This window comes from Mesorhizobium sp. M7A.F.Ca.ET.027.02.1.1, from assembly GCF_004022985.1.
Taxonomy (GTDB): domain Bacteria; phylum Pseudomonadota; class Alphaproteobacteria; order Rhizobiales; family Rhizobiaceae; genus Mesorhizobium.
On record NZ_RZOL01000834.1, the window covers coordinates 1 to 892 of the forward strand.

At 56.4% G+C, this 892-nt stretch carries 1 protein-coding gene; it reads left to right on the forward strand.

The genetic code is table 11. The features are described 5' to 3' along the window. Positions 1–322 precede the first annotated feature (322 nt). Positions 323–892: phospholipase D-like domain-containing protein (locus EN749_RS36490; protein ID WP_210214767.1), on the forward strand; the 570-nt coding region annotated here is incomplete at its 3' end.

The window sequence follows — 892 nt, forward strand, 5'->3', positions numbered from 1 at the left end:
GTTCAAGATACCCGGCGTTTAACGGCAGCTATCTGACACAGACGAACGGAACCCGACAGTCCGGTACCGGCCCGCATACTGCCGAGCAACCATGCGCCCAATATCGGTCGTATAAGGTGCTCCATCCGTTCCGAGAGCCGTCGTCTGTTTACCTGGCTCGTGACCTGCCGGCAGTCTATTCGAGGTTTCGTTACAATAGTCGGCGGACATCTCGAATGCCGTTGCAATTGACGCACACGGATATCTATTAGATGGCGGTAAATCGGACGGTAGCCGCTATTTTCGGGACGGCGGATTTCGCCATTGAGGGGGGTGTACCGGCATGCGACTCATCCAGAACAAGGCGTCCGATGATCATCGAGCCGCTGTCGCCCATGTTTTGGAGGGCGCTGAGCAGATCAGCATCGCCGTCGCCTTCCTAAAAGACGGTGGCGCACGGATCGTCGGGCCGCTCCTAGAGGCACGCCTGAAGCAGGGCGCTAAAATTGAAGCTTTCCTCGGTACTGATTTCTACATCACCGAGCCAAAGGCACTCGCGCATTTGCTCGCGATAAAGAAGCGGTTCGGGCGCTTTGAAATGTTTCTTGCAAGCGGCAAGACCGCAACCTTTCACCCGAAGTCCTATGTCGGACGAAGCGAAGGCCAGGTTCGGTGTCTGATCGGGTCAGCGAACCTCACGACCGGCGCCCTGACAACAAACGATGAAATCTCAATCCTGGCGACGGTGAGCCCCGACGAACAACTGTCGTCGGATCTGAAAGTCACCTTTGCCGGTTTTCGTGAGAGCGGCAGCTTCCAAGAACTCGATGACCTGGTGCTTGGGCAATATGCCTCGCGACACAAAGACGCCGAGCGATTGCGACGCAAGCTTGAGAAAGAGCTCGAAGACAAC